Origin of the sequence: Streptomyces sp. NPDC006552 (assembly GCF_040611655.1) — a bacterium.
Lineage (GTDB): Bacteria > Actinomycetota > Actinomycetes > Streptomycetales > Streptomycetaceae > Streptomyces.
In genome coordinates, this window is sequence record NZ_JBEXOS010000012.1 from 118,332 (window position 1) to 144,050 (window position 25,719).

The 25,719-nt window shown below is 71.0% G+C and carries 15 protein-coding genes, 1 tRNA gene and 1 rRNA gene; 4 read left to right on the plus strand and 13 right to left on the minus strand.

Going from position 1 to position 25,719, the window contains the following annotated elements:
* The first annotated feature begins 32 nt into the window (after nucleotides 1–32).
* The 3 genes from ABZY33_RS10465 (at nucleotide 33) to ABZY33_RS10475 (ending at nucleotide 6,690) form a co-directional block, all read left to right on the plus strand.
* Nucleotides 33–4,781 carry an ATP-dependent helicase gene (locus ABZY33_RS10465; RefSeq protein WP_356491122.1) on the plus strand — a complete coding sequence of 1,583 codons (4,749 nt, stop codon included), beginning with the start codon at nucleotides 33–35 and terminating at the stop codon, nucleotides 4,779–4,781.
* 233 nt (nucleotides 4,782–5,014) lie between these two features.
* Nucleotides 5,015–5,881 carry a DNA-formamidopyrimidine glycosylase family protein gene (locus ABZY33_RS10470; RefSeq protein WP_356491123.1) on the plus strand — a complete coding sequence of 289 codons (867 nt, stop codon included), beginning with the start codon at nucleotides 5,015–5,017 and terminating at the stop codon, nucleotides 5,879–5,881.
* A gap of 32 nt (nucleotides 5,882–5,913) precedes the next feature.
* Complete coding sequence (locus tag ABZY33_RS10475; RefSeq protein WP_356491124.1) at nucleotides 5,914–6,690, plus strand: SDR family NAD(P)-dependent oxidoreductase; 777 nt, start codon at nucleotides 5,914–5,916, stop codon at nucleotides 6,688–6,690.
* Here the strand turns inward: ABZY33_RS10475 and ABZY33_RS10480 are convergent.
* The 10 genes from ABZY33_RS10480 to ABZY33_RS10525 all read right to left on the minus strand — a co-directional run bounded on the left by ABZY33_RS10480 (nucleotide 6,638) and on the right by ABZY33_RS10525 (nucleotide 21,633).
* A complete protein-coding gene (locus ABZY33_RS10480) occupies nucleotides 6,638–6,946 on the minus strand; it encodes a hypothetical protein (protein ID WP_356491143.1) in 309 nt (102 codons plus the stop codon). The two genes, ABZY33_RS10475 and ABZY33_RS10480, sit on opposite strands and share 53 nt — an antisense overlap.
* Before the next feature lie 147 nt (nucleotides 6,947–7,093).
* Entirely contained in the window at nucleotides 7,094–7,567 is a 474-nt protein-coding gene (locus ABZY33_RS10485) for a DNA starvation/stationary phase protection protein (RefSeq protein WP_356491125.1), read from the minus strand.
* A 197-nt stretch (nucleotides 7,568–7,764) separates the two neighbouring features.
* Nucleotides 7,765–8,145, minus strand: coding sequence for a helix-turn-helix transcriptional regulator (locus tag ABZY33_RS10490; RefSeq protein WP_356491126.1), 381 nt, complete (start codon nucleotides 8,143–8,145; stop codon nucleotides 7,765–7,767).
* 109 nt (nucleotides 8,146–8,254) lie between these two features.
* Complete coding sequence (locus tag ABZY33_RS10495; protein WP_356491127.1) at nucleotides 8,255–8,824, minus strand: CinA family protein; 570 nt, start codon at nucleotides 8,822–8,824, stop codon at nucleotides 8,255–8,257.
* Nucleotides 8,821–9,672, minus strand: a complete 852-nt coding sequence (pgsA, locus tag ABZY33_RS10500; RefSeq protein WP_356491128.1) for a CDP-diacylglycerol--glycerol-3-phosphate 3-phosphatidyltransferase — start codon at nucleotides 9,670–9,672, stop codon at nucleotides 8,821–8,823. Before pgsA ends, ABZY33_RS10495 begins: the two co-directional genes overlap by 4 nt.
* The gene (rimO, locus tag ABZY33_RS10505) at nucleotides 9,669–11,129 is read right to left on the minus strand and encodes a 30S ribosomal protein S12 methylthiotransferase RimO (protein ID WP_356491129.1); all 1,461 of its coding nucleotides are present in this window, start codon (nucleotides 11,127–11,129) and stop codon (nucleotides 9,669–9,671) included. The genes pgsA and rimO overlap by 4 nt, the downstream gene beginning before the upstream one ends.
* Nucleotides 11,130–11,201: 72 nt before the next feature.
* The gene (locus tag ABZY33_RS10510) at nucleotides 11,202–12,062 is read right to left on the minus strand and encodes a RodZ domain-containing protein (protein ID WP_356491130.1); all 861 of its coding nucleotides are present in this window, start codon (nucleotides 12,060–12,062) and stop codon (nucleotides 11,202–11,204) included.
* A gap of 218 nt (nucleotides 12,063–12,280) precedes the next feature.
* A complete protein-coding gene (locus ABZY33_RS10515) occupies nucleotides 12,281–15,073 on the minus strand; it encodes a DNA translocase FtsK (protein WP_356491131.1) in 2,793 nt (930 codons plus the stop codon).
* A gap of 115 nt (nucleotides 15,074–15,188) precedes the next feature.
* On the minus strand, nucleotides 15,189–15,869 hold the full coding sequence (locus ABZY33_RS10520; protein ID WP_356491132.1) for a response regulator: 681 nt from the start codon (nucleotides 15,867–15,869) through the stop codon (nucleotides 15,189–15,191).
* 274 nt (nucleotides 15,870–16,143) lie between these two features.
* Nucleotides 16,144–21,633, minus strand: a complete 5,490-nt coding sequence (locus tag ABZY33_RS10525) for a HAMP domain-containing protein (RefSeq protein WP_356491133.1) — start codon at nucleotides 21,631–21,633, stop codon at nucleotides 16,144–16,146.
* Between the two features lie 368 nt (nucleotides 21,634–22,001).
* Here ABZY33_RS10525 and ABZY33_RS10530 point away from each other — a divergent pair, with 368 nt between their 5' ends.
* A complete protein-coding gene (locus tag ABZY33_RS10530) occupies nucleotides 22,002–24,620 on the plus strand; it encodes a SpoIIE family protein phosphatase (protein WP_356491134.1) in 2,619 nt (872 codons plus the stop codon).
* 65 nt (nucleotides 24,621–24,685) lie between these two features.
* Here the strand turns inward: ABZY33_RS10530 and ABZY33_RS10535 are convergent.
* The 3 genes from ABZY33_RS10535 to rrf all read right to left on the minus strand — a co-directional run.
* Nucleotides 24,686–24,758, minus strand: a tRNA-Thr gene (locus ABZY33_RS10535).
* Nucleotides 24,759–24,851: 93 nt separating this feature from the next.
* A complete protein-coding gene (locus ABZY33_RS10540; RefSeq protein WP_356491144.1) occupies nucleotides 24,852–25,514 on the minus strand; it encodes a DegT/DnrJ/EryC1/StrS family aminotransferase in 663 nt (220 codons plus the stop codon).
* Nucleotides 25,515–25,633: 119 nt separating this feature from the next.
* Nucleotides 25,634–25,719 (minus strand): 5S ribosomal RNA (gene rrf, locus ABZY33_RS10545); the annotation flags it as partial.

A 25,719-nucleotide genomic window follows, 5' to 3' on the forward strand; every position in this document is an offset into this window, starting at 1 on the left:
CCTTTGTCAGTGGTGGGGTGCAGGATGGGGGCATGGTCAGGTCCAGCAAGGGTTCCCCGGGTGCCCTCGACGGGTTCTCCCCCGCGACCCGCGGTTGGTTCACGGGGGCCTTCTCCGCGCCCACGCCCGCGCAGGCCGGAGCGTGGCGGGCCATCGGCGAGGGCTCGGACGTCCTGGTCGTCGCGCCGACCGGATCGGGCAAGACGCTCGCCGCGTTCCTCGCCGCGCTGGACCAGCTCGCCTCGACGCCGCCGCCCGCCGACCCGAAAAAGCGCTGCCGCGTGCTGTACGTGTCGCCGATGAAGGCGCTCGCCGTCGACGTCGAGCGCAATCTGCGCAGCCCCCTGACCGGTATCCGCCAGGAGGCCGTCCGCCTCGGTCACCCCGAGCCCGAGGTGAAGGTCGGCATCCGCTCCGGCGACACCCCGCCCGCCGAGCGCCGCGCGCTGGCCACCCGACCGCCGGACATCCTGATCACGACACCGGAGTCGCTGTTCCTGATGCTGACGTCGGCCACACGCGACGCGCTGACCGGCATCGAGACGGTGATCGTGGACGAGGTGCACGCGGTCGCCGGCACCAAGCGCGGCGCCCACCTGGCCCTCTCCCTGGAGCGCCTGGACGAGCTGCTGCCGCGCCCGGCCCGCCGCATCGGCCTGTCCGCGACGGTCCGCCCGGTCGACGAGGTGGCCCGCTACCTGTCGCCGCAGCGCAAGGTGGAGATCGTGCAGCCGCCGTCCGGCAAACAGTTCGACCTGTCGGTGGTCGTCCCGGTCGAGGACCTGGGCGAGCTGGGCGGTTCACCGGTCGCCGACTCCGACCAGGGCCCCGAGCGTCCGTCGATCTGGCCCTCCGTGGAGGAGCGCATCGCGGACCTCATCGAGGCCCACCGTTCGACGATCGTCTTCGCCAACTCCCGGCGCCTGGCGGAGCGCCTGTGTAACAGGCTGAACGAGATCGCCTACGAGCGGGCCACCGGCGAGGCCCTGCCCGAGGACCACTCCCCCGCCGAGCTGATGGGCGGCTCCGGGGCGGCGACCGGCGCCCCTCAGGTCATCGCCCGCGCCCACCACGGTTCGGTCTCCAAGGAGCAGCGCGCGCTCGTCGAAGAGGACCTGAAGGCGGGCCGTCTCCCGGCGGTCGTCGCCACTTCCAGCCTTGAGCTCGGCATCGACATGGGCGCGGTCGACCTCGTCGTCCAGGTGGAGTCGCCGCCCTCCGTCGCCTCCGGCCTGCAGCGCGTAGGGCGGGCCGGGCACCAGGTAGGCGCGGTCTCCACCGGCGTCGTCTTCCCGAAGTACCGCGGCGACCTCGTGCAGTCCGCCGTCGTGACCGAGCGGATGCGCTCGGGCGCCATCGAATCGCTGCGCGTCCCGGGCAACCCCCTGGACGTGCTCGCCCAGCAGTTGGTCGCGATGACGGCCATGGACACCTGGCAGGTCGACGACCTGTTGGCGCTGGCCCGCAGGGCGGCCCCGTTCGCCTCGCTCCCTGAGTCGGCCTTCACCGGCGTCCTCGACATGCTCGCGGGCCGCTATCCCTCCGACGCCTTCGCCGAGCTGCGCCCGCGCGTGGTCTGGGACCGGGTCGCCGGCACCGTCACGGGCCGCCCCGGAGCCCAGCGCCTGGCCGTCACCTCCGGAGGCACGATCCCCGACCGCGGCCTGTTCGGCGTCTTCCTGGCGGGCACCGACCCCAAGAAGGGCGGCGGCCGCGTCGGCGAGCTGGACGAGGAGATGGTCTACGAGTCCCGCGTCGGGGACGTCTTCACCCTGGGCACCAGTTCCTGGCGGATCGAGGACATCACGCGCGACCGCGTCCTCGTCTCCCCCGCCCCCGGAGTGCCGGGGCGGCTGCCGTTCTGGAAAGGCGACCAGCTGGGCCGCCCGCTGGAACTGGGGCGTGCGGTGGGCGCCTTCCTCCGCGAGGTCGGCTCGCAGAAGCCGGACGACGCGCGCGTGCGCCTGGCCGACGCCGGCCTCGACACCTGGGCCGCGGAGAACGTGCTGTCGTACCTCGCCGAACAGCGCGAGGCATGCGGCCACGTCCCGGACGACCGCACCATCGTGGTCGAGCGTTTCCGGGACGAGCTGGGTGACTGGCGTGTCGTCGTCCACTCCCCGTTCGGCGCCCAGGTGCACGCCCCGTGGGCGCTCGCGCTCGGCGCCCGGCTCAGCGAGAAGTACGGCATGGACGCCCAGGTCATGCACGCCGACGACGGCATCGTGCTGCGCCTGCCCGACGCCGACCTGATGGGCCTCGACCTCCTCGACCAGGAGCCGTCCAGGCCGGGCCTGGAGTACGACGCCGAACAGGCCCCCATCGGCGCCGCCGACGTCGCCTTCGACAAGGGCGACGTCGACCAGATCGTCACCGACGAGGTCGGCGGCTCAGCCCTGTTCGCCTCCCGCTTCCGGGAGTGCGCCGCCCGCGCTCTGCTGCTCCCGAAGCGGAACCCGGGCAAGCGCACGCCTCTGTGGCAGCAGCGTCAGCGCGCTTCGCAGCTCCTTCAGGTGGCCAGCGAGTTCGGCTCCTTCCCGATCGTCCTGGAGGCGGTGCGGGAGTGCCTCCAGGATGTCTTCGACGTACCGGGGCTCGCGGAGCTGATGGGGGACATCGAGTCCCGCAAGGTGCGTCTCGTCGAGGTCACCACTGCGGAAGCCTCTCCGTTCGCCCGCTCCCTCCTGTTCGGATACGTCGCGCAGTTCCTGTACGAGGGTGACTCCCCGCTCGCCGAGCGCCGGGCGGCGGCGCTCTCCCTGGACTCGCGGCTGCTGGCCGAGCTCCTGGGCCAGGCCGAGCTGCGCGAGCTGCTCGACGCGGACGTCCTGGCCGAGCTCGAACAGGAACTGCAGTGGCGCACCGAGGACCGGCGGATCAAGAGCGTCGAGGGCGTCGCCGACCTGCTGCGGCTCCTGGGACCGCTGACCGACGGCGAGCTGGCCGAGCGGGGCGCCGAGCCCGGCTGGGCCGAGGAGCTCGCGTCCGCCCGGCGCGCCATCCGGGTCCGTGTCGCCGGCGCCGACCACTGGGCGGCGATCGAGGACGCGGGCCGTCTGCGGGACGCCCTCGGCACGGCGCTGCCCGTCGGTGTCCCCGAGGCCTTCACCGAACCGGTCAAGGACCCCCTCGGTGACCTCCTGGCCCGCTTCGCACGCACGCACGGCCCGTTCACCTCCACCCAGGCCGCGGCCCGCTTCGGTCTCGGCGTCGCCGTCACCGAGGGCGCCCTCCAGCGCCTCGCGGCCAACGGCCGGGTGGTGCAGGGCGAGTTCCATCCGGCGGGCATCGGCCAGGAGTGGTGCGACGCCACCGTGCTGCGCCGCCTGCGCCGCCGCTCCCTCGCCGCGCTGCGGCACGAACTGGAACCGGTGCCGCCCGCCGCCCTGGCCCAGTTCCTGCCCCAGTGGCAGCACCTGAGCGGCCACGGTCTGCGTGGCATCGACGGCCTGGTCCGCGCCATCGAGCAACTCCAGGGGGCCTCCGTGCCCGCCTCGGCCCTGGAGAAGCTCGTCCTGCCCTCCCGCGTCGGCGGCTACGTACCGGCGCTGCTGGACGAGCTCACGGCCTCCGGCGAAGTGTTGTGGGCGGGCGCCGGCTCGCTTCCCGGCAAGGACGGCTGGGTCTCCCTCTACCTCGCCGATGCCGCCCCGCTCCTCCTGCCGCCCCCGCACCCCCTGGAGCTGACACCGCTGCACCAGGCGGTCCTGGACAGCCTCTCCGGCGGGTACGGCTTGTTCTTCCGGCAGATCGCCGACCAGGTCCGCGCCGCCTCCCCGCACGGCCCCGAGGGCCAGGGCGAGGCTCTGGTCGCCGCCTCCGACCCGCAGCTGGCCGACGCGCTGTGGGACCTGGCCTGGTCGGGCCGCCTGACGAACGACACGCTCGCGCCGATGCGGTCGCTCCTGGGGTCGGGCCGTACTGCGGGCTCCACCGCCCACCGGGCCCGCAGAGCTGTCCCGCGCGGCCGGTACGGGAGCTTGACGGCCGCCGCCCGCGCCACCTCGCGCACGGGGCCGCCGACCGTCGCCGGCCGCTGGTCGCTGCTGCCCGCCCCGGAGCCGGACGCGACCGTACGCGCCCACGCGCTGGCCCGCACCCTCCTGGACCGGCACGGCGTGGTGACCCGCGGCGCGGTCGCCGCCGAGGGCATCGAGGGCGGTTTCTCGGCGGTGTACCGGGTCCTGTCCGTCTTCGAGGAGAGCGGCCAGGCCCGGCGCGGCTACGTGGTGGAAGGGCTGGGCGCCGCCCAGTTCGCCATGGACGGCGCGGTGGACCGCCTGCGGGCGGCGGCCAACGCGCAGGAGCGCGGCGCGCCGCCCCCCGACCCGTTCAGCCAGAACGACGGTCCTGCGGCCCGCACGGCCGCTCCCCGAGCCCTGGTCCTGGCCGCCGCCGACCCGGCCAACGCCTACGGAGCGGCCCTGCCCTGGCCCGAGCCGCCCGCGCGCGCGGGCCACAAGCCGGGCCGCAAGGCGGGTTCGCTGGTGGTCCTGGTCGACGGCGAGCTGACGCTCTACATGGAGCGCGGCGGCAAGAGCCTCCTCGCCTGGCCCAGCGGCGACGCCGACTCGGCCCCGACGTCCGCCGCCCACGTAGCGGACGACCCGCGCCTGCCCGCCGCCGCCCAGGCCCTGGCCGAGGCGGCCCGCTCCGGCGCCCTCGGCACGATCACGGTCGAACGAATCAACGGCGAGCCCGCGCTCACAGCCCCGCACGCCCCCCTCCTGGAGGGATCAGGCTTCCACGCGACCCCGAGGGGGCTACGACTGCGCGCCTGAGGGTCGACGCGGTGGGTTCTGCCTGCCGCCTGGCCCCGCTCCCGGACGATTTCCACGTGGCCCTGCCAGGTTCTGCGCCCCGCCGGGCCCCGCAGCTGCACGCCTAGGGCCCCAGGCGCCCCGCCCCCGCCGGCCTCGTGCACACGAGCCGCCCCATAGGTGCCCACCAGCCTCAACCCCACCACGGGCACGCCCACCATCCGCCCCACCACCCAGCCGCCTACCCTGGACGCATGCCCGAAGGAGACACCGTCCTGCAAGCCGCGAAGCGCCTGCACGCCGCCCTCGCGGGACACGTCCTCATCCGTTCCGACCTCCGCGTCCCCCGGTTCGCCACCGCGGACCTCACCGGACGCACGGTCCTGGAGGTCCTCTCCCGCGGCAAGCACCTGATGACCCGCATCGAGGGCGGCCTCACCCTCCACTCGCACCTGCGGATGGACGGCTCCTGGAAGATCTACGCCCCCGGCGAGCGCTGGCGCGGCGGCCCCGCCCACCAGATCCGGGCCATCCTCGCCAACGAGTCACACGCGGCCGTGGGCTACCGCCTCCCCGTCCTGGAGCTGCTGCGCACCAGCGAGGAGGAGAAGGCTGTCGGCCACCTCGGCCCCGATCTGCTCGGCCCGGACTGGGACCCGGACAAGGCCCGCGACAACCTGCTCCAGGACCCGGCCCGCGCTGTCGGCGAGGCCCTCCTCGACCAGCGCAACCTCGCCGGCGTAGGCAACGTCTTCAAATCCGAGCTCTGCTTCCTCCTCGGCATCACCCCCTGGCTCCCGGTCGGCGAACTGTCCCCCGAGACCGCGGAGCAACTCCCGCTGCTCTCCAAGAAGCTCCTGGAGTTCAACCGGGACCGGCCCAACCGCGTCACCACCGGCCGCGCCCGTCCCAGCGAACGCCTGTACGTCTACGGCCGGGCCGCACGCCCCTGCCTGCGCTGCCGCACCCGGATCCGCGTGGCCGAACAGGGCGACGGCTCCCGCGAACGCCCCACCTACTGGTGCCCCACCTGCCAGCCTGGCCCCCACCCCACCCAGCGACCCAGGCCCACCGCCACCCCCATACCCACCCCCACCAACCAACCCCCGCACGCCAATTGACGCCCCGTCAGGTCAGCTCGTACGGTCCACCCATGCCCCTCAAGGCGTACGACCTCACCGGACGCACCGCATTCGTCACCGGCGCCGCGAGCGGTATCGGCCGCGCCTCGGCCGCGCTCCTCGCCGAGGCGGGAGCCATCGTGCACTGCGCGGACCGCGACGCGCACGGCCTGCACGAGACGGTGGCGTCGATCAAGGAGAGTGGCGGCACGGCGCACACCCACACCCTGGACGTGTCCGACCGCACTCAGGCCACCGAGGCCGTCAGAGCTGCGGCCGCCGCCATCGGGAGGTTGGACATCCTGGCCGCCATCGCCGGAATCATGCACGACAGCCCCGTCCTGGAAACCCGCGACGAGGACCTCGACCGCGTCCTCGCCGTCAACTTCAAGGGCGTCCTGTACGCATGCCAGGAAGCGGCCCGCATCATGATCGCGGCCGGGACCGGCGGCAGCATCGTCACCATGGCCTCGGGCGCGGTCGACACCGGCGGCCCCGGCCTGCTCTGCTACGGCGCCGCCAAGGCCGCCGTCGTCCAGCTCACCAAGACTTTGGCGACGGAAGTCGGCCGGCACGGCATCCGCGTCAACGCCGTCGCACCCGGCTGGATCCGGACCCCCATGACGACCCGCCACGACGAGAGCGCCCAGGCCCGCACGGAGTCCCTGATGGTGCGGATGGCCCCGCTCGGCCGGGTCGGCACACCGGTGGACGTCGCCCATGCGGTGCTGCATCTGGCCTCGGACGCCGCGGTGTTCACGACCGGCCAGATCCTCCGCCCGAACGGCGGCGTCGCCATGCCCTGGTAAGCCGCCCTGCGCCCCTGGGCCGCTCGGCCCGTACAACCTTCGTCCCCCGCGCCCGCCCCTGCTCCTGCCGCGCCCCCTGGCGCCCGCGTCCGCCGGCGACCCCCGCCGCCCGCGCCTTCGGCAAGGCGTGCACCGGCAACAGACTCAACCCCCAGCCCCCCGCCGCCACCGCCCCCTCGAACGTCCCGGCGTCCGGTGCGAACGCCAGCCGCAGCACGCCCCACCACCACAGGGCGCCGAATATCAGGCCGGGTATCCAGCGCAGCAGGAGCCGCCTCGCCACGACCGCTCACCTCCGCCCATCACCCCAGCTCGCGCCGCATACCTGGAACACCGGCCCCCGGCGCGCACCCCGCAACAGCCGGCGCCCGACCCCGCGCCCCGCGCCCCCGTGAGACCGGCCTCAGCCCCGGTTCTCGGCCTGGAACATCCAGTGATGCTTCTCCAGATCGGCGGTGATGCCGATGAAGATGTCCTGGCTCACCGGATCCGCCTCACCGGTCGCCCCGATCCGCTCCCGCATCCGACCGATCACCGCGCCGAGCGCCTCCACCAGCGTCCCCACGGCGTCCGAGTCCTTCACCCAGCCCTCGGAGACCGTGCCGATGCCGCTGCTGGCTGCCACCGTCCCGGCCCGCCCGTCCGGCGGGACGCCCAGCGCCGAGGCCCGCTCCGCGACGGTGTCGGAGTGCTGGCGGGCCGTGTCCACGACCTCGTCGAGCTGAAGGTGCACCGAACGGAACCGGGGGCCCACCACGTTCCAGTGGACCTGCTTGGCCACCAGCGAGAGGTCCACCAGATCCACGAGCGCGCCCTGCAGCGCCTCGGACACGGTCTTCAGGTCAGCATCGGACAGCGGGCTCTTCACGACGTACATCCGTTACCTCCGTAGTGAAATCACGCTCAACGATGGCATAGATGGACGATTACGGACACACGGGACGACTCTCTGTGACGGCAGGCCCCCGGAAACACCCTGCGGAAAGCCAGAAGGCAAGGAAACCGGAAGCCAAAAAAGGTCCCGACCGGGTTCCCCGGTCGGGACCTTCCCTTGCACGCTGTGTGCGCGAGACGCTACGCCGCTACGACGTCGACCGCCTCGGCAGGCGCCTTGATCGTCACCCGTTCCGGCGGGACGCCGGTCACGGAGACCGCATTGAGCATCGGACGAACCGGTGTACGCACCGGTTCCGACGGGACCGCTGCTGCCGACTCGGCCAGCTCCGCGAGAGCGAGCTCGTCGCTCACCTCGCGCATCAGCTCGGACATCCGTACGTCAAGCGCGTCGCAGATAGCGGAAAGCAGTTCGGAGGACGCCTCCTTCTGCCCCCGCTCCACCTCGGAGAGATAGCCGAGCGAGACTCGGGCGGACGAGGAGACTTCGCGCAGAGTACGGCCCTGGCGCTGGCGCTGCCGACGCAGCACGTCACCCAGCAGGCGACGGAGCAGAATCATCGGTGGCTCCCTCCTCGGACCGCGTAGCCGCATCCTTCACGCCCCACCGTACCGCCTCGTGCGACGGCCGTGCGGGGAGCGATGTCGTGTTCACTCAGGGCTGCAAACATCAAAACCCCCCGTTCTGTTCCGTATCCTGTGCCCGCGCATTCCCACTGCGTTCGCCGGAATGCGCTCCGACCAGCGCTTCCACGAGGAGGCGGAGCACGCTCCGCACACTCTTCCTACGGATTTCCGTCCGGGCGCCGTTCAACCGCAGCTCGAGCACTTTGCGGCTACCAGCGAAATTACCCGGCCCCTGGGACGCACGGTCGCGGGGCCCGACGACGGCCACGTAGACCGTGCCCACCGGCTGCCCGTCCTGCGGCTCGGGACCGGCGACGCCGGTCGTGGCGATGCCCCAGGCCGCGCCGAGCGCCTGGCGCACCCCCGCCGCCATCTGCAGCGCCACCTCGGGATGGACGGCCCCGTGTGTGGCGAGCAGCTCGGCGTCGACACCGAGGACATCGTGCTTCAGTTCGGTCGCGTACGCCGTCACGGAGCCGCGGAAGGCCTTCGAGGCCCCCGGCACCGCCACCAGCTCCGCGGCCACGAGACCGCCGGTCAGCGACTCGGCCACGGCGAGGGTCTCCCCACGCTCGGTCAGCAGCCGCAGCGCCTCGACAGCCTCGTCCCTCACTTCTCGGCCGCCTCCGAGGACGCCGCCGTCGACCCCTGAGCGGACGGGGCCTGAGCGGTCGGCGCCTGCACCGAAGGCTCCTCCGCGGCCGGCATCTCCACCGAAGCCTCCGTCCCGCCCGCCGCCTCCGGCAGCTGAGCGGCGACCGTCGTCTGGGCCACGGCCGCCTGCGCCAGTGCCGCCTGGGACTCGGCCGCGGCGACCGCCACCTCCGCGAGCCCCGCGCGGCGCAGCACGACCGCCTGGCGCACGTAGTCCAACCCGGTCACCACTGTCAGCGCGACGGCCACGGCCATCACCCAGAACCGGAAGGAGGCCAGCGGCCCGGTCAGCGCCAGCACGTACATGCCGACGGCCGTGCCCTGCGCGAGCGTCTTCATCTTGCCGCCGCGGCTGGCCGGAATGACCCCGTACCGGATGACCAGGAAGCGCAGCAGGGTGATCCCGAGCTCACGCCCGAGGATGACGCCCGTCACCCACCACGGCAGATCCCCGAGCGAGGAGAGGCAGATCAGCGCCGCGCCCATGATCGCTTTGTCGGCGATGGGGTCGGCGATCTTGCCGAAGTCGGTGACCAGGTTGTACGTCCGCGCCAGATGCCCGTCGAAGATGTCGGTAATCATCGCGACGGCGAACGCCGCCCACGCCCACGCCCGCCACGCCGGGTCGTACCCGCCGTCGGTCAGCATGAGCATCACGAACCCGGGCACGAGCAGCAGCCGCACCATGGTCAGGATGTTGGCAATGTTCCAGAGGCTGGCCTGGTCGACGGCCGCGGCGCCCAGCTTTCCGCCACCGGGCGCCGGCGTGCCGGTCCCGCCCGTGGCGGATGCCGGGACTCCGGTCATCTGGCCGCCTCCTCAGAGCTGTCGAGCGGCTCGGCGACGAGGTCCACTCCCTCGGTCCCGACCACCTTTGCCACGACCATACGGCCCACGGCCGGTCGGGCGCCGCCCGTGAGCCGCACCTGCCCGTCCGTCTCGGGCGCCTGGTGCGCGCCGCGGCCCACGACACCGTCCTCGGCGTCCACGGACTCGACGAGGACCTCGACGGTCTCGCCCAGGCGCTCCTCGGCCCGCTGGGAGACCAGCTGCTCGGCGAGGCGCGACACGCGCGCGAGGCGCTCGGCGACGATGTCCTCGTCGAGCTTGTTCTCATACGTCGCCGCTTCCGTGCCCTCCTCGTCGGAGTAGCCGAAGACGCCGATGGCATCGAGGCGGGCACCGTTCAGGAAGCGCTCCAGCTCGGCGAAGTCGGACTCGGACTCGCTGGGGAAGCCCACGATGAAGTTCGACCGGACGCCTGCCTGCGGCGCCTTGCTCCGAATGGTGTCGAGCAGCTCCAGGAACCGGTCGGTGTCGCCGAAGCGCCGCATCGCGCGCAGCACGCCGGGGGCCGAGTGCTGGAAGGAGAGGTCGAAGTACGGGACGACCTTGTCGGTCCCCGTCAGGACGTCGATCAGGCCGGGCCGCATCTCGGCGGGCTGCAGATAGCTGACGCGGACCCGCTCGATCCCGTCGACGGCCGCCAGCTCGGGCAGCAGGGACTCCAGCAGGCGGATGTCGCCCAGGTCCTTGCCGTACGACGTGTTGTTCTCGGAGACCAGCATGACCTCCTTGACGCCCTGCTCAGCGAGCCAGCGCGTCTCGTTCAGGACATCACTGGGGCGGCGCGAGATGAAGGAGCCGCGGAACGAGGGGATCGCGCAGAACGAGCAGCGCCGGTCGCAGCCGGAGGCCAGTTTCACCGAGGCCACGGGCGCGCCGTCGAGCCGGCGGCGCAGGGGCGCGCGCGGCCCGGACGCGGGCGCGAGCCCGTCGGGCAGGTCCGCCGGCGCGTGGCCGGGCAGCGCGATCCCGGCGCCGGCCTCCTGGCGCTCGGCCGGGCTGATCGGCAGCAGCTTGCGGCGGTCGCGCGGGGCGTGCGCCTCCACGTTCCCACCGGCAAGGATGGTCTGCAGGCGGCCGGAGATGTCCTCGTAGTCGTCGAATCCGAGGACGCCGTCGGCCTCGGGCAGCGCGTCGGCGAGCTCCTTGCCGTACCGCTCGGCCATGCAGCCGACGGCCACGACGGCCTGGGTTCTGCCGTGCCCCTTGAGATCGTTCGCCTCGAGCAGGGCGTCGACGGAGTCCTTCTTGGCGGCTTCGACGAAGCCACAGGTGTTGACGACGGCGACATCCGCGGACTCGGCGTCCTCGACGAGCTCCCAGCCGTCCGCCTCCAAGCGGCCTGCGAGCTCCTCCGAGTCCACCTCGTTACGGGCGCAGCCAAGGGTGACAAGTGCGACGGTACGGCGTTCGGGCATGGACTCAAGACTACTTTGTTCCACCGACAGCCCTCGCCGCGAGGGTTACCGAAGGGGCGCCCCGGTCCTTCGTCAGCCGACTTCGGGATCGCCCTTCGTGTACGTGAGGCGCTCGACCTGACCCGGCTGGAACTCGTCCTTCAGCTCCTTGCCGTTCACGAAGAGCTGTATGGCACCCGCGTCCCCCAGGACGAGATCGACCTTCTGGCTGTCCTGGAACGTCTTCGTCTGGCCCTGTTCGAGCAGCCCGTCGAACATGATCCGTCCGTTGTGGTCCTTCGCGGAGATCCAGCTGCGCCCCTCCGCGGCCGTGATCCGCACGGTGACCTTGTCGGCCGGGGCCGCCGCGATCGCGCTGTCGGACGGGACCGGCTTGCGGTCCGCCGGCTTCTTGGCCGTGGCGCTCGGCTTCGTGGCGGGCTTGCTGGTCGCGGGGGTGGCGCCTTCGGCGGACTGCTGGGTGTCGCCGTCGTCGCCGCCGTTGACCACGGTGTAGCCCACGAAGGCGATGACGGCCACGATCGCGGCGACCATGGCGGCCGTCCAGTTGGGCCGGCGCGGCTCGGAGCGGATCCGCTCGGCCTCGAAGAGCGGGGTGGCGGGCGTGGGCGCGGGCCGCCTGCCGTGCTGGGCGCCGTACCGCTCCAGCAGCGGCTCCGGGTCGACGCCCACGTGGCGTGCCAGGGTCCGGATGTGTCCACGCGCGTACACGTCGCCGCCGCAGCGGGAGAAGTCGTCCTCCTCGATGGCGTGCACGATGGGGGTCCGCACCCGGGTCGCCTGGCTCACCTCGTCGACGGTCAGCCCCGCGGCGATACGTGCCTGCTGGAGGGCACGGCCGACCGAGGGCCCGTCGTCCGCGCGCGGGCTGCTGTCTTCCGAAGGGCGGTCTTCCGAAGGACGGTCGTCTTCAGGGGAGTTGCCGATGGACACGGGGGCGCCTTTCGAGCGTGTAACCACCTGCTGGAGGTTCAGTCTAGGGGGGGTACGAAAGGGTGGGGCAACCGGGCGGCCGGACTTTGTACGCCATCAGACTGGCCCGACATCCTGATGGTGGGACAAGAAGTTGTCCCTTTCCTCAACTTGACGTACCTGTTGAGGAAACGGTTGCCCCGGATTCCCGTACGAGTGACATCAAGGCCGGAAGAACCTCAGGATTGCGCCTCCCCGCGGATCACCGCGAGCGCTCCGTCCAGCTCGTCCGGCTTCACCAGGACGTCGCGGGCCTTCGAGCCCTCGCTGGGCCCCACGATATTGCGGGACTCCATGAGGTCCATCAGGCGCCCGGCCTTGGCGAAGCCCACCCGGAGCTTGCGCTGCAGCATGGAGGTGGAGCCGAACTGGGTGGAGACCACCAGTTCGGCGGCGGCGCACAGCAGCTCCAGGTCGTCGCCGATGTCCTCGTCGATCTCCTTCTTCTGCTTGGTGCCCACGGTGACGTCCTCGCGGAAGACGGGCGCCATCTGGTCCTTGCAGTGCTGCACGACGGCGTGGATCTCGTCCTCGGTGACGAACGCGCCCTGCATACGGGTCGGCTTGTTCGCGCCCATCGGCAGGAACAGCCCGTCACCCTTGCCGATCAGCTTCTCGGCGCCCGGCTGGTCGAGGATGACCCGGCTGTCGGCGAGCGAGGAGGTCGCGAAGGCGAGGCGAGAGGGTACGTTCGCCTTGATGAGGCCGGTGACGACGTCGACCGACGGGCGCTGGGTGGCGAGCACCAGGTGGATGCCGGCCGCGCGCGCGAGCTGCGTGATGCGCACGATGGCGTCCTCGACGTCACGCGGCGCGACCATCATCAGGTCGGCGAGCTCGTCGACGATCACCAGCAGGTACGGGTAGGTCTTCAGCTCCCGCTCGCTGCCCTCGGGCGTCTTGAGCTTGCCGTCGCGGATCGCCTTGTTGAAGTCGTCGATGTGCCGGTAGCCGAACGCCGCGAGGTCGTCGTAGCGCAGGTCCATCTCCCGCACGACCCACTGGAGCGCCTCGGCGGCCCGCTTGGGGTTGGTGATGATCGGCGTGATGAGGTGCGGGATCCCCTCGTACGCCGTCAGCTCCACGCGCTTGGGGTCGACGAGGACCATCCGTACGTCCTCGGGGGTGGCCCGCATCATGATCGAGGTGATCAGGCAGTTGATGCAGGACGACTTGCCGGAGCCGGTGGCACCGGCGACAAGGATGTGCGGCATCTTCGCCATGTTGGCCATCACGTAGCCGCCCTCGACGTCCTTGCCGAGCGCGACGAGCATCGGGTGGTCGTCCTCGGCGGCGTCCGCGAGGCGCAGCACGTCCCCGACGTTGACCATCTCGCGGTCGGTGTTCGGGATCTCGATGCCGACCGCCGACTTGCCCGGGATCGGGCTGATGATCCGGACGTCCGGGGAGGCCACCGCGTACGCGATGTTCTTCGCGAGCGCGGTGATCTTCTCGACCTTCACGGCGGGGCCGAGCTCCACCTCGTAGCGCGTGACCGTCGGTCCGCGGGTGAAGCCGGTGACGGCCGCGTCGACCTTGAACTCGGTGAAGACGGTCGTCAGCGACTCGACGACGGCGTCGTTGGCCGCGCTGCGCGACTTGCCGGGGCCGCCGCGCGTCAGGAGGTCGAGCGAGGGCAGCGCGTACGTGATGTCGCCCGCGAGCTGGAGCTGCTCGGCACGCGGCGGCAGCTCCCGCGCGTCGTCCGGGGCGGGCTTCTTGGTCAGGTCGGGCACGGCGAGCTTCGACGGCGTCGGCTCGTGCTCGTGCTCCGGCTCCGGCTCCCGCTCCGCCACGATCGGCTCGGCCTTCTTCTTCGCCCGGGCGGTCGGAACGGGCGCCGTGCGCTCCGGCGCGGGCGCCTCCCCCGAGCGCTCCCCTCGCTCGCTGCCGACACCCTGCGTGAGGTCGGCGACCAGGGGCGAGGGCGGCATGCCGTGCAGTACGGCGCCGTCCAGCGCGGCGGCGGCAGCGGCGGCCACGTCCACGGCGTCCATGGAGCGCTCCATGGACGGCTGCACGGACGAGCGCCGGGGCCTGCGCCGCTTGGAGAGCGCGTCTTGCTCTATGCGGTCCGGGTCGTAGGCCGTGGAGCCGCCGGGGGCGGCGGAGCGCCGCCGCACGGGTGCGGGCGCCGCCTCGCGCCAGTCCTCGTCGTACTCCTCGGCCGCGAACTCCTCGGCGGCCAGGTCGTCGTGGACGATGCCGAGCCGCACCCCGAGCAGCCGGAGCCGCTGCGGGATCGCGTTGACCGGCGTCGCGGTCACCACGAGCAGCCCGAAGACGGTCAGCAGGACGAGTAGCGGAACCGCGAGCACGTCGGTCATCGTGAAGCTGAGGGGTGTCGCGGCGGCCCAGCCGATGAGCCCGCCGGCGTCCCTTATGGCCTGCATGCCCTCGGAGCGCGCGGGTGAGCCGCAGGCGATGTGGACCTGGCCGAGGACGCCGACGACGAGCGCGGACAGGCCGATGACGATGCGCCCGTTGGCCTCGGGCTTCTCCGGGTGGCGGATGAGGCGCACGGCGATCGCGCCGAGCAGTATCGGCACCAGCAGATCGAGTCGGCCGAAGGCGCCGGTCACCAGCACCTCGACCAGGTCACCGACCGGGCCCTGCAAGTTGGACCAGGTACCGGCCGCGCAGACCAGGGCGACTCCGAGCAGCAGCAGCGCGAGGCCGTCCTTGCGGTGCGCCGGATCGAGTCCTTTCGCGCCGCGCCCTATGCCGCGGAACATCGCTCCCACGCTGTGCGCGACGCCGAGCCACAGGGCACGGACGACCCGGTACAGGCCCCCGGTGGCGCTCGGCGCCGGCCTGGGCGCGGGTTTCTTCGCCGCGACCTTCCTGACGGGCGCCTTGGCCGCGGCCTTCTTGGCGGGAAGTTTTTTGGCAGGGGCCCTCTTCGCCAGAGCCTTGGTCGGCGCTGCCGCCTTTTTCGCGGGCGGCTTCTTGGCTGCGGGACGTGAGGCCATAGGTGTGAGGTTACCGGGGGAGGCGCCCGCGTACACGTGTGCCCAGTGCTTCACCCTTTTGTGTCGCGGGCCGGTGGTACCGGAACTGACGTGCCCTCAAAGCCCGGGCGGGAGTTCAGCTCTGGGACGGCAGGGACGGCGCGCCGTTGCCCGTGCCCGGCTCCAGCGCGTCCAGCGCCCGGCGCAGGCCGGTGAGCTTGCGCTCCAGGTGCGCCGCGGTGGCGACGGCCGCGGCGTCCGCCGAGTCGTCGTCGAGCTGCTTGGAGAGCGCCTCGGCCTGCTCCTCGACCGCGGCGAGCCGCGCCGACAGCTCCGCGAGCAGCCCTGCGGGCTCCTTCGCGTCCCCGGCCGGCCGACCGCCACCCTCCAACTGCAGGCGCAGCAGCGCGGCCTGCTCTCTGAGCTGGCAGTTCTTCATGTACAGCTCCACGAAGACCGAGACCTTCGCGCGCAGCACCCACGGGTCGAACGGCTTGGAGATGTAGTCCACCGCACCGGCCGCGTATCCCCGGAACGTGTGGTGCGGCCCGTGGTTGATGGCCGTGAGGAAGATGATCGGGATGTCCCGTGTCCGCTCGCGGCGCTTGATGTGCGCCGCGGTTTCGAATCCGTCCATTCCGGGCATCTGAACGTCCAACAGAATGACCGCGAAATCGTCCGTGAGCAGCGCCTTGAGCGCTTCCTCCCCGGACGATGCCCGCACCAGCGTCTGATCGAGCGCGGAGAGAATGGCCTCCAGCGCCAGCAGATTCTCCGGCCGGTCATCGACCAGGAGGATCTTGGCCTTCTGCACCATGGCCCGCCCTCCTCGCCCCGGCATGGGGCCGCCCCTGTCCGCAGGATTCGAGGCGGCTCCTGTCGCCGCCCCAGGGGACGACTCCCTTGCGTCGTCCGTCCTTGTGCCGGTCATCGTAGCCGCACCCCGCTCGCCGCCACACCCTGTCACCGAGATGTCACTGTGCACGTAGCAGAAACGCAGTAGGAGACCAGAAGGTTCCCCGGCTGCCGCACTTCTACACGGATGCGGCCACACTCAGTCAGCAACGGCCCGGGAACCTCCTGGCTCGCGGTCACTCACCGCGCATCCACTGCTCCATGACGGACAGCAGGTGATCGGGGTCGACCGGCTTGGTGACGTAGTCGGAGGCGCCGGACTCGATGGCCTTCTCCCGGTCGCCCTTCATCGCCTTCGCGGTCAGCGCGATGATCGGCAGCCCGGCGAACTGCGGCATCCTGCGGATCGCCGTCGTCGTCGCGTAGCCGTCCATCTCCGGCATCATGATGTCCATCAGCACGACCGTCACATCGTCGTGCTGCTCCAGGACTTCGATGCCCTCCCGCCCGTTCTCCGCGTACAGGACCGAGAGTCCGTGCTGCTCCAGGACGCTGGTGAGCGCGAAGACGTTGCGGATGTCGTCGTCGACGATGAGCACCTTCTCGCCACCGAAGTGGAACGTGCGCCGCGCCTTGGGCGCTTCCTGCGCCTCGTCGTCCCAGTCCTGCTGGACGGGCGTCGCCTGCCCGGAGAGCGCCGTGTGGCCCTCCCCCGCCGGGGCGGACCGGCGGCGGCGCCGGAAGAGCGTCGCGGCGCCGTTCTGCGGCTCCTGGTACGGCGCCACCTCCGCCGGGGCCTCCGCCTCCGCGGCCGGCTCCTGCGGCGCCGCGTCCAGGGCGAGCGGCTGTCCCGGCTCCACGGCCGGGGCGAGCTGCGTGTACCCCTGGGGCGGCAGCTCCGCCGGGTGCAGCGGCAGGTACAGCGTGAACGTGGAGCCGCGGCCGGACTCGCTCGCCGCGTGGATCTCACCGCCCAGCAACCGGGCGATCTCCCGGCTGATGGACAGACCCAGGCCCGTGCCGCCGTACTTGCGGCTGGTGGTGCCGTCGGCCTGCTTGAACGCCTCGAAGATGACCCGCATCTTGCTGGCCGCGATGCCGATGCCCGTGTCGGTCACCGAGAAGGCGATCAGGTCACCGTCGGCCTCCCGCAACGAGCCCGCTTCAAGGAGCTGTTCGCGGATCGCGTTCGGCACGTCCGCGCCCGCCGGCCGGATGACCAGCTCCACCGCGCCGGAGTCGGTGAACTTCACCGCATTGGAGAGCAGATTGCGCAGCACCTGAAGGAGGCGCTGTTCGTCGGTGTGCAAGGTGGTGGGCAGCTCCGGCGACACCCTTACGGAGAAGTCCAGTTGCTTCTCCGCCGTCAGCGGCCGGAACGTCGCCTCTACGTAGTCGACGAGTTGCACCAGGGCGATCCGCGTCGGTGAGACGTCCATCTTGCCCGCCTCGACCTTCGACAGGTCCAGGATGTCGTTGATCAGCTGGAGCAGGTCGGAGCCCGCCCCGTGGATCGTCTCGGCGAACTCGACCTGCTTGGGCGTGAGGTTCGCGTCGGCGTTGTCGGCCAGCAACTTGGCGAGGATGAGCAGCGAGTTGAGCGGCGTGCGCAGTTCGTGCGACATGTTCGCGAGGAACTCGCTCTTGTAGCGCATCGACACTGCCAGCTGCTCGGCGCGCTCCTCCAGGACCTGCCGCGCCTCCTCGATCTCGGTGTTCTTCACCTCGATGTCGCGGTTCTGCTGGGCGAGCAGTTCGGCCTTCTCCTCCAGCTCCGCGTTGGATGCCTGAAGCGCCTTCTGCCGGTTCTCCAGTTCCGCGGAGCGCTCCCGCAGCTGCTCCGTCAGCTCCTGCGACTGCTTGAGCAGCACCTCCGTCTTGGTGTTGACGGAGATCGTGTTGACGCTCGTCGCGATCATCTCCGCGATCTGCCCCAGGAAGTCCTTCTGGATCTGCGTGAACGGTGTGAACGACGCCAGCTCGATCACCCCGAGCACCGTCCCCTCGAAGAGCACCGGGATCACGATGACCTGCGCCGGCGGCGCCTCACCGAGCCCGGAGGCGATCTTCAGGTAACCGCTGGGCGCGTTGTCCACCAGGATCGTGCGCCGTTCCTGCGCGGCCGTGCCGATGAGCGTCTCGCCGGGCCGGAAGGACGTCGGCATGGACCCCATGGAGTAGCCGTAGCTGCCGCACATGCGCAGCTCGTACGCGTCCTCGGCCGCGGTCGTCGGGTCGGCGCCGTCGTCCAGGGGCAGCGCCAGGAAGAACGCGCCGTGCTGCGCAGAGACCACCGGCGTCAGTTCGCTCATGATGAGCGAGGCCACGTCGTCGAGGTCGCGGCGACCCTGCATCAGGCCCGAGATGCGCGCGAGGTTGCCCTTCAGCCAGTCCTGCTCCTCGTTGGCGATCGTGGTGTCCCGCAGGTTCGAGATCATCTTGTTGATGTTGTCCTGGAGGACCTGGATCTCGCCCGCCGCGTCGACGTCGATCTTGAGGTTCAGGTCGCCGCGGGTCACCGCGGTGGCCACGGCCGCGATCGCGCGCACCTGCCGGGTCAGGTTCCCGGCCATCTCGTTCACGGACTCCGTCAGGTCGCGCCAGGTGCCGTCCACGTCACGCACCCGCGCCTGGCCGCCGAGCTGGCCCTCCGTACCCACCTCGCGGGCCACCCGCGTGACCTGCTCGGCGAAGGACGACAGCTGGTCGACCATCGTGTTGATCGTCGTCTTCAGTTCGAGGATCTCACCGCGCGCGTCGATGTCGATCTTCTTGGTCAGATCGCCCTTGGCGATGGCGGTCGTGACCATCGCGATGTTGCGGACCTGACCGGTCAGGTTCGACGCCATCCCGTTCACGGACTCGGTCAGGTCCTTCCACGTACCGGCCACCCCGGGGACGCGGGCCTGGCCGCCGAGGATGCCGTCCGTGCCCACCTCGCGGGCCACCTTGGTGACCTGGTCGGCGAAGGAACTCAGCGTCTTCACCATCGTGTTGAACGTGTCCGCGAGCTGCGCGACCTCGCCGCGCGCCTCGATGGTGACCGTCCGCGTCAGGTCGCCGTTGGCCACGGCGTTGGCCACCTGGGAGATGTTGCGCACCTGCATGGTCAGGTTGTTCGCCATCAGGTTGACGTTGTCGCTCAGGTCCTTCCAGATGCCGGTGACGCCCGGCACCCGCGCCTGACCGCCGAGCTGGCCCTCGGTGCCCACCTCGCGGGCCACCCGGGTCACCTGCTCGGCGAAGGACGACAACTGGTCGACCATCGTGTTCACCGTGGTGACGAGTTCGAGGATCTCGCCCTTGGCGTCGACCGTGATCTTCTTCGAGAGGTCGCCGCGCGCCACGGCCGTGGTGACCTCGGCGATGTTGCGCACCTGGAGGGTCAGGTTGTTGGCCATGCCGTTCACGGACTGCGTCAGGTCCTTCCACGTACCCGACACGCCCTGCACCTCGGCCTGCCCGCCGAGGATGCCGTCCGTTCCCACCTCGCGCGCCACCCGCGTCACCTGCTCGGCGAAAGCCGACAGCTGGTCGACCATCGTGTTGAGGGTGTTCTTCAGCTCCAGGATCTCGCCGCGCGCGTCCACGTCGATCTTCTGCGACAGGTCTCCGCGTGCCACCGCGGTGGCGACCTGCGCGATGTTGCGCACCTGGGCGGTGAGGTTGCCCGCCATGCCGTTCACGGAGTCCGTCAGGTCGCGCCAGACGCCCGCGACACCGGGCACCTGCGCCTGACCGCCGAGGCGGCCCTCGGTGCCCACCTCGCGGGCCACCCGGGTCACCTGGTCCGCGAAGGCGGAGAGCTGGTCGACCATCGTGTTGATGGTGTTCTTCAGCTCCAGGATCTCGCCGCGCGCGTCCACGTCGATCTTCTGCGACAGGTCTCCGCGCGCCACCGCGGTCGTGACCTGCGCGATCTGGCGCACCTGGGACGTCAGGTTGCCGGCCATGAAGTTGACGGAGTCGGTGAGCTCCTTCCAGGTGCCGCTCACCCCGTCCACGCGCGCCTGACCGCCCAGGCGGCCCTCGGTGCCCACGTCGCGCGCCATCCGCGTGACCTGGTCGGCGAAGCTGGAGAGCTGGTCCACCATCGTGTTCACGGTGTTCTTCAGCTGGAGCATCTCGCCGGAGACGTCGACGGTGACCTTCTGCGACAGATCACCATTGGCGACCGCCGTCGTGACCTGGGCGATGTTGCGAACCTGACCGGTCAGGTTGCGGAACGCCGTATTGACGGAGTCCGTCAGGTCCTTCCAGGTCCCGGCCGCCCCGACCACCAGGGCCTGACCGCCCAGCTCACCCTCGACGCCGATCTCCCGCGCCACGCGGGTCACCTCGGAGCCGAACGCCGACAGCTGGTCGACCATCGTGTTGACGGTGTTCTTCAGCTCCAGCATCTCGCCGGCCACGTCGACGGTGACCTTCTGCGACAGATCACCATTGGCCACGGCCGTCGTGACCGTGGCGATGTCCCGCACCTGCGTGGTCAGGTTGCGGAAGACCGTGTTGACGGAGTCCGTCAGGTCCTTCCAGGTCCCCGCGGCGCCCGGCACATTGGCCTGGCCGCCGAGCTGGCCCTCCGCGCCCACCTCGTTGGCGACGCGCGTCACCTCGTCCGCGAACGTCCGCAGCGTCTCGGTCATCTGGTTGATCGTCTCGGCGAGCTGGGCCACCTCGCCGCGCGCCGACACCGTCACCTTCTGCGACAGGTCACCGTTGGCGACGGCCGTGGTGACCTGAGCGATCCCGCGCACCTGGGCGGTCAGATTGCCCGCCATGAGGTTCACCGAATCGGTGAGGTCCTTCCACACGCCGGCCACACCGGGCACCTGCGCCTGCCCGCCCAGCTCGCCTTCCGTACCCACCTCACGGGCCACGCGGGTGACCTCGGAAGAGAACGACGACAGCTGGTCCACCATCGTGTTCACGGTGTTCTTCAACTCGAGCATCTCGCCCGCGACGTGAACCGTGACCTTACGGGACAAGTCGCCCTTGGCCACCGCGGTGGTGACGAGAGCGATGTCACGCACCTGCGCGGTGAGCCGGTACGCCATCGTATTGACGGAATCCGTGAGGTCCTTCCACGAACCGGACATTCCGCGTACGCGCGCCTGCCCGCCGAGCTTGCCCTCGGTCCCCACTTCGCTGGCCACGCGCGTGACCTCGTCGGTGAAGGTGGAGAGCTGGTCGACCAGGTTGTTGACGGTCCGCCCGACCTTCAGGAACTCGCCCCGCAGGGGATGCCCCGTCCCGTCCGGGACCTGCGAGCGCAGCTCCATCCGCGGCGACAGGTCACCCTCCGCGACCGCGGTGAGCACCCGGCCGACCTCGGAGACCGGCCGTACGAGATCGTCGACGAGCGCGTTCGATGCGTTGATGGCAGCGGCCCAGGAGCCCTCGCAGGCCCCCGTCTCCAGGCGCTCGGTGAGCTTGCCCTCCCGCCCCACCATGCGCCGCACGCGGGACAGCTCGCCCGTCAGATGCAGATTCCGGTCGGCGACCTCGTTGAAGACGGCGGCGATCTCCGACATCACGCCATCGCCACTGACCGTGAGCCGCTTGCGGAAATTCCCGTCCCGCATCGCGACCAGACCTGCCAACAGCCTGTTCAGCGCCGCCGTGTCCACCGTCGTGGTGCCATTGCGCGACTTGTGCTGTTTATTCAGGGACTGTCCGCCTTCTGCGCGCGCTTTCCTGCCCCGCGTCGGTGCGCCAGACTCCACTGTGTCCCTCCCGCAGGGGTCGACCTGAACTGCTTGGACTGCTCGGGTTCGCTTCTACCGTCGCATCGGCTCTCCAATGCGTTCTTCCTGGAAGCTTGCCCAGTGTTTCACCATGGTGGAACCAGGCCATAACAGTTCGGCAGCTTCGCACACCCTCCGCACACCCTCCGGACGGAAACTCCGGCGACCGGCATCCGCATGGACGGCGAAGGTAAGTAACCTTGGCAACGGCTGTCCACCCACCCCGGTCCGCCCGGCCTGGGCGGTGGCGGAAAACGAGCGGGCATCGGAGGGGCGGCCGCTGCATGGGTACGGGAGACCTGGGCCTCGACATTCGTACAGCGAGTACAACTCGTACAGGGAGTTCTGTGATCACCGCGCGCGCGGCTGCCACTTTCGAACCGGTCGGTCGATCCGTCGCGACCGCGCGTTCCTTCGTGCGCGACACCCTCCAGGGATGGGGCCATGCCGACATCGTCGATGACGCCGTGGTCCTGACCAGCGAACTCGTCACGAACGCCGTGGTGCACGCCGGCACGGCCGCCGAGGTCCTGTGCCTGCGCGCCGAGGACCACGTCCGCATCGAGGTCTCCGACCGCTATCCGGAACGGGAGATCCCGCTCCAGTCCTCCGCGATCGCCATGAGCAGCCCGGACCGCGAGGGCGGCCGGGGCCTGCAGCTCTGCGCGGCCCTCGCCGGCCGCTGGGGCGTCGACTATTCGGCCACCCACAAGCGGGTCTGGTTCCAGATCGACCTCCCCGAGCGCTCCGTCGGCACCCGCGCCGCGGGCCCGGTCCTCCCCACCGAGCTGCTCCCCCTCGCCGACGAGCGCGTACGCGTCGCCGTCGTACAGATCGACAGGACCGGCGCCATCACCGCGTGGAACGAGGACGCGGAGCACCTCTTCGGTTACGCCGCCGACCTCGTCCTGGGCAAGCCCCTCACCGACCTCGTCGCCTGGCCGCACACCCCCGGCACCAGCACCGGCATCGTGGACGCGCTCCAGCTCTCGCGCTGGGAGGGCAGCTACGGCATCCGCAGCGCCAGCGGCCGTGTGAGCCCCGTCTACGCCTCCCACCTGCGCGTCCGCGGCACCGACGGCGAACCCTCCACGGTCTGTCTCCTCGTGCGCGACCACGAGCGCGCGGTGCTCCAGACCCCGCTGCGCCTGCCGGCCACGGACGGCGCCCACTCCGAGGGCCCGGGCGCCGACCCCTTCGAGGTCTTCATCGGCTCGCCGGCCCCCGACGACCTCGACGGCCTGCTCCAGCGCACGGTCGAGCGCGCCCGCGACATGCTCGACGCCGACTCCGCGTTCCTCCTCCTCGCCACTGACGACGAGACGGAACTCGAGGTCCGCGCCTCCACCGGCCTGCCCTCCGCCCGCCAGCGCTTCGCCCGCGTCCCGGTCGAGGTCGGCCCCGGCCGCTACGGTTCGGCGCGGATGCCCGCCGTCCATGAGGACCTCACCCAAGTCCCGGGCGCGGTCCCCTTGTTGAACGGTACGGGGATGCGCTCGGTCGTCACGGTTCCGCTGAAGGTCGAGGGGCGCCTCACCGGCTCGCTCGGCGTCGCGGCGGAGGCGCCCGACCGCTACTCGAACGAGGAGGCCCTGCGCCTGCAGTTCGCGGCCGACCGCATCGCCATGGCGGTCGAGTCGGCGCGTCTCGGCGAGCTCGAAAAGCTGCGCCGCGGCTCCCTCAGTTTCCTCGTCGAGGCCTCCGACCTGCTGGCCGGCACGCTCGACCGGGACCAGACCCTGGCGTTGATGGCCCAGATGACGGTCCCCACGCTCGCCACCTGGTGCGCGGTCTACATGATCGCGGACCAGGCCTCGGAGCCGTACCTCTCCTACGTCCTGCACGAGGACGAGGACCGCATCGACGGCCTCAAGGCCCTCCTTGCCAAGATCTCCCCGCCGGACCCCGTGCCGACGCCGGGCGCCCGGGTCTGGGCCGCTCCCGCGGAGGCGGCCCACCAGGCGGCGTTGCGCACCTCCATGCGCAGTCTGGGCCTGGGTGAACCGGCCAGCGTCAGCTCGGGTATCGGCACCACGCTCGCGACGGCCGCGGCGGTCGGCGGCGAGACAGTGGTCCTCCCGCTGGTCGCCCGTAACCGCGTCATCGGCATGCTCACCCTCGGCAAGCCCACGGACGAGCACTTCCGGCAGGAGATCCTGGAGCTGGCCGAGGACTTGAGCCGCCGGGCGGCCCTGGCCCTGGACAACGCGCGCCTGTACTCGGAGCGCATGGCCATCAGCCAGTCCTTGCAGCGCAGCCTCCTGCCACCGGAGCTCCCGCACGTCCCGGGCGTCGAGGTCGAGGTCATCTACCGCGCGGCCGGCGAGGGCAACGAGGTGGGCGGCGACTTCTACGACCTCTTCCCGATCCGCGACGGCGCGTACGGCTTCGCGATCGGCGACGTCTGCGGCACGGGCCCGGAGGCCGCGGCCGTCACGGGCCTGGCCCGCCACGCGCTGCGGCTGCTGGCACGCGAGGGCTTCGGCGGCCCGGCGGTCCTGGAGCGCCTGAACGCGGCGATCCTCGACGAGGGCGCCCGCAGCCGCTTCCTGACGCTGCTCTACGGGGAGTTGTGGCCGCAGGAGGACGGTTCGGCCGTCCTCAAGATGGTCTGCGCCGGCCACCCGCTCCCGCTGCGGCTGCGCCAGGACGGTTCGGTCGAGCCGTTCGCGGAACCGCAGCCACTGCTCGGCGTCATGGACGACCTCGAACTCTACGAGCAGACGATGACCCTCGACCCGGGCGACGTCCTGCTCTGTGTCACGGACGGCATCACGGAGCGCCGCGAGGGCACGCGCATGCTCGGCGACGACGGCCTGGCCGACGTCCTTGCGGGGTGTACGGGTCTGACGGCCGGTGCGGTAGCGGGGCGCATCATGCGGGCGGTCGAGCGGTTCGCCGCGGACGCCCCGTCAGATGACATGGCCATTCTCGCGATGCGGGTGCCCGGCCTTCAGCACGACTGACGCCCGGGCGGGCGGGGGCATGAAAAAAGGCCCTCGCCCGATCAGGGCGAGAGCCTCAATTACCGAGCCCCCAAGCGGAATCGAACCGCTGACCTTCTCCTTACCATGGAGACGCTCTACCGACTGAGCTATAGGGGCCTGTCACGTGCGCGGTTTCCCGCTCGGCAACGGAATAAAGCATACCTGACGTTCAGGCCCTCTCGAACCGGCCTTCCAAAGGCGCGTTGCGGCCTAGAAGGCGGGTTGCAGCAGTCCACCGAGCGCATTGCACGCCGACACGACGCGGTGCAGTTCCCTGCGCGACATCGTCCCGTCGATGGGAAGGGCGAGCGTCTCGTCGGCGGCCCGTTCGGTCTCGGGCAGGTTCACGTCGCGCCGGAACGCCGGCAGACGGTGCACGGGCGTCTTCACCGGCACGCTGCACGCGACGCCCTTGCCGCGCAGGACCCGGGCGAAGGCGTCCCGGTCGGGCCGCCCGTTGCCGGGGACCCGCACGACGTACTGCTGACAGGTGTGCCCGTCATGCCCCGCGGGCGTCCGCACACCGTTCAGCCGGCTGCTCAAGTAGGCCGCGTGCATGCGCCGTTGTGCCACTTCGTCGTACGGCTTCTCGGACTCGCCCTGTTCGAGTACGAGGAGCCCGTGGCGGCTGCCGAGGTCGTGCAGCCGGCCGATGTCGGCCCGGTGGCCGAAGCGGTGGACGGCGACGACGGCGGCGGTCCGTGCGCCCAGGCGCTCGGCGACGTCCGAGGGATCGATGCAGTAGGTGTCGGCGTCTATGTCAGCGAAGACGGGGGTCGCTCCGGCCTGTACGACGGCTTCGGCGACCTCGACGTTCCCGAAGGCCGGCACGATCACTTCGTCCCCGACTCCGACGCCCGCGGCCTGCAGCATTGCAACTGTGCCCATGGCTTGGATGGTGGTGGGGGAACGTGAACGCGAAGTGACGGGCAACAAAAAAGCCTCTGGCCTCGAGCGTAATGCTCGAGGCCAGAGGCTTCTTATCAAAAATAGTTCGGCGGCGTCCTACTCTCCCACAGGGTCCCCCCTGCAGTACCATCGGCGCTATGAGGCTTAGCTTCCGGGTTCGGAATGTAAC

What these genes read in the sequence shown, in the direction of transcription:
- ABZY33_RS10485 (WP_356491125.1), bottom strand. Translation starts at nt 7,567, where the DNA reads ATGTACGTCGTGAAGAGCCCGCTGTCCGATGCTGACCTGAAGACCGTG.
- pgsA (WP_356491128.1), bottom strand. Translation starts at nt 9,672, where the DNA reads ATGACCGGAGTCCCGGCATCCGCCACGGGCGGGACCGGCACGCCGGCG.
- ABZY33_RS10515 (WP_356491131.1), bottom strand. Translation starts at nt 15,073, where the DNA reads ATGGCCTCACGTCCCGCAGCCAAGAAGCCGCCCGCGAAAAAGGCGGCA.
- ABZY33_RS10465 (WP_356491122.1), top strand. Translation starts at nt 33, where the DNA reads ATGGTCAGGTCCAGCAAGGGTTCCCCGGGTGCCCTCGACGGGTTCTCC.
- ABZY33_RS10540 (WP_356491144.1), bottom strand. Translation starts at nt 25,514, where the DNA reads ATGCTGCAGGCCGCGGGCGTCGGAGTCGGGGACGAAGTGATCGTGCCG.
- ABZY33_RS10490 (WP_356491126.1), bottom strand. Translation starts at nt 8,145, where the DNA reads ATGATTCTGCTCCGTCGCCTGCTGGGTGACGTGCTGCGTCGGCAGCGC.
- ABZY33_RS10520 (WP_356491132.1), bottom strand. Translation starts at nt 15,869, where the DNA reads ATGGTGCAGAAGGCCAAGATCCTCCTGGTCGATGACCGGCCGGAGAAT.
- ABZY33_RS10470 (WP_356491123.1), top strand. Translation starts at nt 5,015, where the DNA reads ATGCCCGAAGGAGACACCGTCCTGCAAGCCGCGAAGCGCCTGCACGCC.
- rimO (WP_356491129.1), bottom strand. Translation starts at nt 11,129, where the DNA reads ATGCCCGAACGCCGTACCGTCGCACTTGTCACCCTTGGCTGCGCCCGT.
- ABZY33_RS10475 (WP_356491124.1), top strand. Translation starts at nt 5,914, where the DNA reads ATGCCCCTCAAGGCGTACGACCTCACCGGACGCACCGCATTCGTCACC.